General features: G+C 73.7%; 8 protein-coding genes. 5 read left to right on the top strand and 3 right to left on the bottom strand.

The window, feature by feature from the left end; translation table 11 throughout:
* Positions 1-175 precede the first annotated feature (175 nt).
* Entirely contained in the window at positions 176-583 is a 408-nt protein-coding gene (locus ACZ6C1_RS05280) for a DUF6153 family protein (RefSeq protein WP_469237846.1), read from the top strand.
* Positions 584-673: 90 nt separating this feature from the next.
* Positions 674-1,327 (top strand): DUF305 domain-containing protein, encoded by a 654-nt coding sequence (locus tag ACZ6C1_RS05275; RefSeq protein WP_469237845.1) that lies wholly within the window; start codon positions 674-676, stop codon positions 1,325-1,327.
* A 14-nt stretch (positions 1,328-1,341) separates the two neighbouring features.
* Here ACZ6C1_RS05275 and ACZ6C1_RS05270 read toward each other — a convergent pair whose 3' ends face one another.
* Positions 1,342-2,232 carry a hypothetical protein gene (locus ACZ6C1_RS05270; protein ID WP_469237843.1) on the bottom strand — a complete coding sequence of 297 codons (891 nt, stop codon included), beginning with the start codon at positions 2,230-2,232 and terminating at the stop codon, positions 1,342-1,344.
* 41 nt (positions 2,233-2,273) lie between these two features.
* A complete protein-coding gene (locus ACZ6C1_RS05265; RefSeq protein ID WP_469237841.1) occupies positions 2,274-3,362 on the bottom strand; it encodes an ABC-2 transporter permease in 1,089 nt (362 codons plus the stop codon).
* A 137-nt stretch (positions 3,363-3,499) separates the two neighbouring features.
* Between ACZ6C1_RS05265 and ACZ6C1_RS05260 the strand changes: the two genes are divergently transcribed.
* A complete protein-coding gene (locus ACZ6C1_RS05260) occupies positions 3,500-3,850 on the top strand; it encodes an STAS domain-containing protein (protein ID WP_469237839.1) in 351 nt (116 codons plus the stop codon).
* A 5-nt stretch (positions 3,851-3,855) separates the two neighbouring features.
* Entirely contained in the window at positions 3,856-4,785 is a 930-nt protein-coding gene (locus tag ACZ6C1_RS05255) for an anti-sigma factor RsbA family regulatory protein (protein WP_469238179.1), read from the top strand.
* A 49-nt stretch (positions 4,786-4,834) separates the two neighbouring features.
* On the opposite strand, the gene ACZ6C1_RS05250 is transcribed toward ACZ6C1_RS05255, so the two are convergent.
* Entirely contained in the window at positions 4,835-5,797 is a 963-nt protein-coding gene (locus tag ACZ6C1_RS05250; RefSeq protein WP_469237837.1) for a DUF6777 domain-containing protein, read from the bottom strand.
* 395 nt (positions 5,798-6,192) lie between these two features.
* On the opposite strand from ACZ6C1_RS05250, the gene ACZ6C1_RS05245 reads away from it, so the two are divergent.
* A complete protein-coding gene (locus ACZ6C1_RS05245) occupies positions 6,193-7,512 on the top strand; it encodes a streptophobe family protein (protein WP_469237835.1) in 1,320 nt (439 codons plus the stop codon).
* The last annotated feature ends 2 nt before the right edge of the window (positions 7,513-7,514 follow it).

Raw genomic sequence — 7,514 nt, 5'->3', positions numbered from 1 at the left:
CCCCCCCCTCCCCCCCCCCCCCCTCCCCCCCCCCCCCACCCCCCCCCCCCCCCCCCCCCCCCCCCCCCCCCCTCCTTCGCCCCCCCCCCCCCCCCCCCCCCCCCCCCCCGGGCCCCGGTCTGCCCGCCGGTCGGCGGACCCACCCGACGGCGAACGTGACGGACGGCCCCTTACGATGGGGCCCGTGAGCCCCGATCAGCACCGCAGCCCCGTACGCCCCCCGGCGTACCTCAGGGCGCTGCTGATCCTGGCCGTGCTCGCCGGGGTGTTCGCCATGCACGGGCTGGCGCCCGGCACCGTCGCCCCGTCCACCGGCGGACACGCGCACGCGCAGCGGGCCGCCCATGTGACCGGTGACGCGTGCGACCACGTGGACGAGCCGCACAGCGGCGCGGGCCACGCCGAGCACGCGGACTCCACGTGCGCGGCCGGAGGCGTTTCCACCGCGCCCGGCCAGGCGCCCCTGGTCGCGGGCCCCGTCACCTCGGCATCCGACGCGGGACTCGCGGCCCGTCACGGCGGCGCGACGGCGACCGACCGCGCTCCGCCCGACCTGGCCCGGCTGCAACTCCTCCGCATATAGGGACGCCCGCACGGCGCACCGTCCTCCCGAGGACGGCCCGCGCCGTGGCCGTGATCCATCCCTCTGTGCACGCAAGGAGTCGCACCACCCATGACCGCACGACGCATGTTCCGTCCCCGTAGGACCGCCGCTTCCGCGGCCGCCGTCACCGCCGCGGCCCTGCTGCTCGCCGCCTGCGGCAGCGACGGCGGGGCCCCGTCCCACCACGCGGACCGGGCCGGGGCACCTTCCGCCTCCGCCCCTGCCGGAAAGGGCGGTCACAACGCCGCCGACACGGCCTTCGCCCAGGGGATGATCCCGCACCACCGCCAGGCCGTCGACATGGCGGACCTGGCCGAGGACCGCGCCTCCGCCAAGGAGGTCAAGGACCTCGCCGCCGCCGTCAAGAAGGCCCAGGACCCCGAGATCCGGACCATGTCCGCATGGCTCACCTCCTGGGGCGAGCGGGTCCCGGCCGAGGACGCCGCGGCAGGCTCCGGCCACTCCGGTCACTCCGGCCACGGCGGCGGTATGACCGGGATGATGACCGCACAGGAGATGGACCAGCTGGAGAAGTCCTCCGGGAAGGCCTTCGACACGGCGTTCCTGAAGCTGATGATCAAGCACCATCAAGGCGCGGTGGCGATGGCGGAGACGGAGCGGGCCGAGGGAGCCCACTGGCCCGCCAAGGACATGGCCGGTGCCATCATCGCCTCCCAGTCCGCCGAGATCACCCGAATGGAGAAGCTGCTCGGCACGGGCTGACCGGGGCCCGACGGCTACCCGAGGCGCTCCAGCACCTCCCGGCAGGCGTCCCGGACGTGCGCGTCGCCGAGGTACGCGGCGACGCCGTGATGGTTGGCGCTCTCGTTGCTCACCAGCACGTCCGTGATGCTTTCGGCCGGGGTGAACTCGGGGCGCAGGGTATGGGCCAGGGCCACCAGGTCCCGTGGGTCCGAGGCGTTGAGCCAGGCACGAACGCCCGGCGGCACCACGGGCCGTGCGGCCAGGTGGCCCTGGATCTCCGCGACGGCCAGCGGTGAGCCGAGGGTCACCAGGAGCTCGGTCTCCCGCCCCGACTCCGTGAGCACCTCATGGGCGACGACGGAGCCGGGGCCGTGGGTGACGACGACCAGCGGGGCGTCGCCGGCCTTCTCCAGTTGCGCGGTGAGAACGTCGCGGACGGCGGCCCGCGTTCCACCGAGGAAGTACGCGTACGTGTCCTTGAAGGTGTGTTTGACGAGGGTCCGGAGGGCGGCTCTGCGGGCCGCCACCGACTCGGCCATCGTGTCCGCCAGGTACGTCATGTCCCGCAGCCAGCCGCCGAGCGGGTCGCCCGGCTCCCCGCCGGTCCAGGGCCCCTCCGGCGGGGGGCTGGCCGACTCGAACCACGCCTCGCCCAGCGTGCGCGCGACGAACTCCTCGGGCGGCTCGTCCCGTACCGGCGCAGGCATCTCGTCCTCGGCGCCCTCGACACTCCCGGGCCGGCCGTCGAGGGGATCGGGGCCCGAGTCCGGCAGCGGTGCCTCGTGCCGTACGGACGCCCAGTACGCCATCGACGAGGCATCACCCATGTCCCTGCCGAACAGCGCGTCGTCCCACCGCGACGTCAGCAGCTCCGGACGGACCTGATTGCCGCTGCCGTGGACGTAGATCACCCTGGCGCCCATGGTGCCTCCCGCCCCCCACGAAGAAGACGGTCACTGTCAGTTTAGGCCGCCGCGTGCGCCGGGGCCCGGTCACGGCCGCCCGGGTGACGGTGGCGCCAGAACCAGAACACGCACGAGGACACCAGAGCCCACGCGCCCAGCACCGCGAATGGGAACAGGTGCTGGTGGCCACCGAAGTACACGGCCGTGTGCTGGGCGTTCACCGACGCCCCGGGCGGCAGCCAGCGCCCGATGTGTCCGAGCGGGGACGGCAGCAGCGGCCACGAGACGGCACCGCCCGACGACGGGTTCCCCAGCAGCACCATCAGCCCCCAGGTCGGCAGCATCGCCCACCGCCCCATGAGGGTGTTGAACATGGTGAAGACCATGCCGGACGTGAACAGCGTCAACGCGAGAATCATCCACGACTCCACGAACGGCAGGTCGAGGGCACCGAGGAGCCAGTCGACGGTCGCAGCGATGGCGAAACCGCCGAGCAGCGCGTACACCAGCGTGAACACGATCCGCTCGGCCGGGTCGAGCGCCCGGGCGTGCACGCTCAGCTGGATCGCCCCCACGAAGCCGATGATCACGGCGGCCAGCGAGATGTAGAACAGCGCCAGGCCCCGCGGGTCGCCCTCCTGCAGCGGCTTGACGTCCCGCACCTCGACGGGCACGCCCGTCGCCCTGCCCACCGTCACCCCCGCCTCGGCGAGCAACTGCGCCACCGAAGCCCCGGCGGCCCCGACCACGTCCAGCCGTACACCGGCGCCGCTCGGGCGGACGGTGAGCACCGCGAAGACCTCCTGCTCGTCCACCGCGTGGCGCGCCTCGGCACCGCTGTCGTACGGGCGCAGTTTCAGTGAGGCGTCCAGCGCCCGCTCCATGCCGTCGACGAACCTCCGGCCCTGCTCCGTGTCCGTCGCCCCGACCACCGCCGTGGGAATGTGGCGCGGCGTCGGATTGGCCATGGTGTACGTGTACGAGCCGGCGAACAGCGAGGCCGCCGCGGCCAGGATCAGCACCAGAACCGAGGCGGGAAGGAATGGCGACGCCTTGAACCTCGCCCAGCTGTCGGCCCGCGTCGGCGGACGGCCGTGGGCCCCGTGCGGAGCACCCTGGTCTTCCCTGGCACCATGCGTATCGGACATGCCGTCAGGCTAAAGCGAACATAACGCCCGAAAAGGCGGGAACGCGCGCGGGGAACCGGCTCCGGACCGGAACCGACTTCGCTCACAGCGGCGTCGGAGGTACCGTCGGGAGGCCGGACGGAGATCGCGGAGGGGCCATGGCGGTGCTGCACACCGAGGACGGGTCCGTGCCCGGACGTCCGCGCCGCCCCCTGGTGTCGGACGAGTGCGGGCGAGGAGGGTGCGTCCACGTGGCGGGGCAGGTCTACCTGGACACGCTCACGGAATGGGAGCGGATCCTGGGCGGTCTGCTCCAGCGCGAGGGGGACATCCGGATGGACCTGTCGGGTCTCACCTTCGTCGACGTGGCGGGCGCGACCTCGCTCGCGCGTGCGGCGCAGGGCCTGCCCGGAGACCGGCGGATCATGGTCCGCAAGCCGCCGGTTTCATTGACGCGTGTGCTGGAGCTGTTCTGGCCGGAACTGGTGGCGATCGAGGTGGTGGAGTGAACGACATGGCGCCGACGGCGGATCCGTTCACGCACCCGGCCCTGTTCTACGCGGACGAGGCGGGGTACCTGGAAGGGACCGTACCGTTCGTCGAAGCGGGCCTCGCCGCCGGCGAGCCGGTCGCGGTGGCCGTCCCCGGGGAGAACCTCGCCCTGCTGCGCAAGGCCCTGGGCGGAGACGCCGACCGTGTACGGCTGCTCGACATGGAACAGGCGGGGCGCAACCCCGGGCGGATCATCCCGCGCGTGCTGCGCGGATTCGCCGACGCCCATCCCGGCCGCCGGGTGCGGATCATCGGTGAACCGATCTGGCAGGGCCGCAGCGTCAGCGAGTACCCGGCCTGCGCGCAGCACGAGGCGCTGATCAATCACGCGTTCACCGGACGCGACGCGACCATCCTGTGTCCGTACGACACGTCGAAGCTGGACGAGGTCGTGCTGGCCGACGCCCGCGTCACCCATCCACTGCTCATCGAGGACGGCGTCGAGTGGACCAGCGACGCGTACGCCCCCGACCGGGTCGTGACCGGCTACAACCTGCCCCTGTCCCTGCCCTCCGGCGTCCGTGACCTCGTCTACGACGCCGACCTGCTGCCCGACGCGCGCAGCTACGCCCTGGACCGGGCGGACCGGCTGGGACTGCCCGCGGACCGGCACGACGACGTGGCCCTGGCGGTGTCGGAACTGACCACGAACAGCGTCATCCACGGCGGCGGTACGGGCACTCTCCGGGTCTGGGCCGAGGACGGCCACGTGGTCTGCGAGGTGGAGGACCGAGGCCGGCTGACCGACCCGCTCGCCGGGCGTCGCCCGGCCGAACCCGGCCAGCTCGGCGGACGCGGCCTGCTCCTGGTCAACTACCTCGCCGACCTGGTACGCGTACACACCGTGGACACCGGTACCACCATCCGGTGCTACTTCCGGATGCGGGCATAGCGTTCCGGGGACTCCCCGCGAGCGGCCGGATCCGCACCCGGCCGTCCGGCTAGGGCGACTCCCCGGCGGGTGGTGAGCCGTTGCCGGGGGACTGCTCGGTGGTGGTCTCCTCGCCGGGAGGCGGTTCCGCCGTGGTCGTCTCGGTGTCCGGCGTGTCCGGCGTGTCCGGGCTCACCGGGGGCTCGGGGGGCTGGTCGCTGGGGGAGGACGGAGGCTTGGGCGCGGGGGACGACGGGCGCGGTGATGTCGCCTTGTCGGTGGGGCTGATCGTCGGCGCCTCGGTCGCCCTGTCGCGGTCGGCGTTGGAGTCGCCGGGCCGGCGGGCCACCCATTCACCGGTGTTGACGTCCACGAGGACGAAGACCTTCACGACCTTCGGGGCCGGCTTGACGACGACCGTGTTCTCGATGCGGTAGCCGGGCCACGGCGTGCCGACGGGGCGCGGCGCGGTCCTGGTGACGACCGGTTCGCCGAGCGGATTGCCGCAGGCGCACCGCACGCGCGGCACGCCGCGGTTGTCGACCAGTACGGCGGTGCCCGCCTGCAGGACGGCCTGGTACGCGCGTGGTGCCCCGTCCCGGTACCCGTGGTTGGTGACCCAGGTGTCCGCGCGCAGCCGCACCGGCGTCAGCGACCGCAGGTAGTCGGGCACGGTCTGCGGCTGGACGCGCAGGGCGTTGGCGAAAGCCCGGTTCTTGGCCGGTTCGGCCGCGAGGTACTCGATCTGACGCTCGACGTCACAACTGGCCACGTTCTTGGTGCCGCCGTAGAGGCCGCGCCGTGAACCGTCGTACTGCCGGACGGCGTTGTCCCCGGGCGGCGGTGCGGTCGTGGGCACCTGCACGGTCGGTGACGGCGAGTCGACCGGGTCGCGTGCCGTGGAGTCCGTGAACGGGTCCGGGCCGCTGGCGGCGGCGTTCTGCAGCGAGATCGTGCCGCCCCCGCCGCCTCCTCCGCCGTCCCCGTCACCCCCGCCGGGGCGGGTCAGGACGACGGCCAGCACCACCGCCACGACGATCGCGGTGGCCGCGATCGCGATACGGGGGACGGACCGCCACCACGGGCGCTCCCCGCCGCCCCGGTCGTCCGGGCCGCGCCCGCCACCGCCCGGCCCGCCGGGGCCACCTGGGCCACCGGGCCCGCTCGGGCGGCCCGGCCCCTCGCCTCCGGGTTCGGAGGGCGGCGGAGGGCCGCCCTGAGGGTGCGTGGAGTGTCCCGAGATGGGCCCTGGGGGAGGGCCGGTCGGACGATCGGAGGGCGGTTGGGAAGTCACGTTTTTCCCTTTCTTCCGTTCCGCGCTCATTGTGTGCCCCGTATGGGTGTGTCCCGCAAGCGGACCGCGTCCGCCCGGTGACCCCCCGCCACCGTCCGCAGGCGGGCATCCGCCCGCGCGCTTAACGTGGCAGCGTGATCCGCCAGGGAGCCCATGCATCGAACCCCACGGCGAAGAGCCCGTCCGGTGGCGCGCACAGTGCCGTACGCGACTGGGTCGACGCCCTCGTCACCGTGCTCGCCGCGCTGGTCGCCATGGCCGTCGTCGCCGCGCTCGGCCTGTGGGCGGCGGGCGCCGCCGATCTGCCGGACGGTGCCTTCCCGCACGTCGTCGCGGCCGTCGTCGTCATCGCCGCCGGCGGCTCGGTGGACGTCTCCGGCCAGGCCGGAGGCCTCGCCGGCACCGACGCGGAACTCACCCTCATGCCGCTGTCGGTCACCCTCACGGGGGCCCTGGTGGCCGGACACCTCTTCCTGAGGCCGCTGCGGCACCGCGCCGTCACGGGCACCGGCGAACTCCTCGGCCGGGTCGCCCGGACGGCCGTCCTGTGGCTGGCCGCGCTCGCCGCCCTCACCGCCCTGGCCAGGCAGACCTTCACCATCGTGCCGCCCGACTCACCCATCGACATCATCGGCGGCCTGCTGGACATCACACCCACCGTCGGTTTCCGCGCCGACGTCGGCCTCACACTCCTGTTCGGCCTCATCTGGCTGCTCGGCGTCCTCGCGATGGCCCTGCTCGTCTCCCGCAGGGCCCCGCTCCCCGCCCGGCTGCTGCGCTACCAGGAACCGGTCCGCCCGGCCGCCTTCGCCATGCTGCTCCTGCTCCTCGCGTACGTCGCCGTCGGCCTGGTCATCGGCCTGATCGTGGCCGCGACCAGGGGCCATGCCGCCGAGACGTTCGCCGTGATCCTGCTGGGCCTGCCCAACGTCGCCTGGCTCGCCCTGGGCCTCGGCATCGGCGCCTCCTGGGAGGGCAAGGTGGAGGGCCCCTTCGGCCTGCCCATGCCTCACGTCCTCGACGCCGCGCTGCGCGGCCCCGACACCACCACGCTGAACGTGGCCGCCCTCGCCGAGCACGACGGCCGCGCCTGGTGGCTCATCCCGGTCGCCGCCGTGATGCTGCTGGCCGCCGCCTTCGCCATGGCCGTGCGCTCACCCGCCGGCACCCGCCTGTGGCAGTACGCCGTCCACCTCGGCATCGCCTTCGCGCTCACCATGCTCGTCGTCACCCCCGTCACCCGGGTCGTCGCCCGACTGGGCCTGTCGATCCTCGGCATCGTGGAGATCGACGACCTGGGCGGCCAGGTGGCCCTGCACCCCCACGTGTGGACCGCGGCCGGCCTCGCCCTCCTGTGGGGCCTGGTCGTCGGCCCCCTCGGCGGCCTGCTGGCCTCCCGCGTACGCCGCCACGGGGAGGTCCCCACGAAGCAGGACACGCCCCCCTCGGCGTAACC

This window comes from Streptomyces sp. NPDC041796, from assembly GCF_055590785.1.
This window is presented reverse-complemented; position numbering and strand designations above follow the sequence as displayed.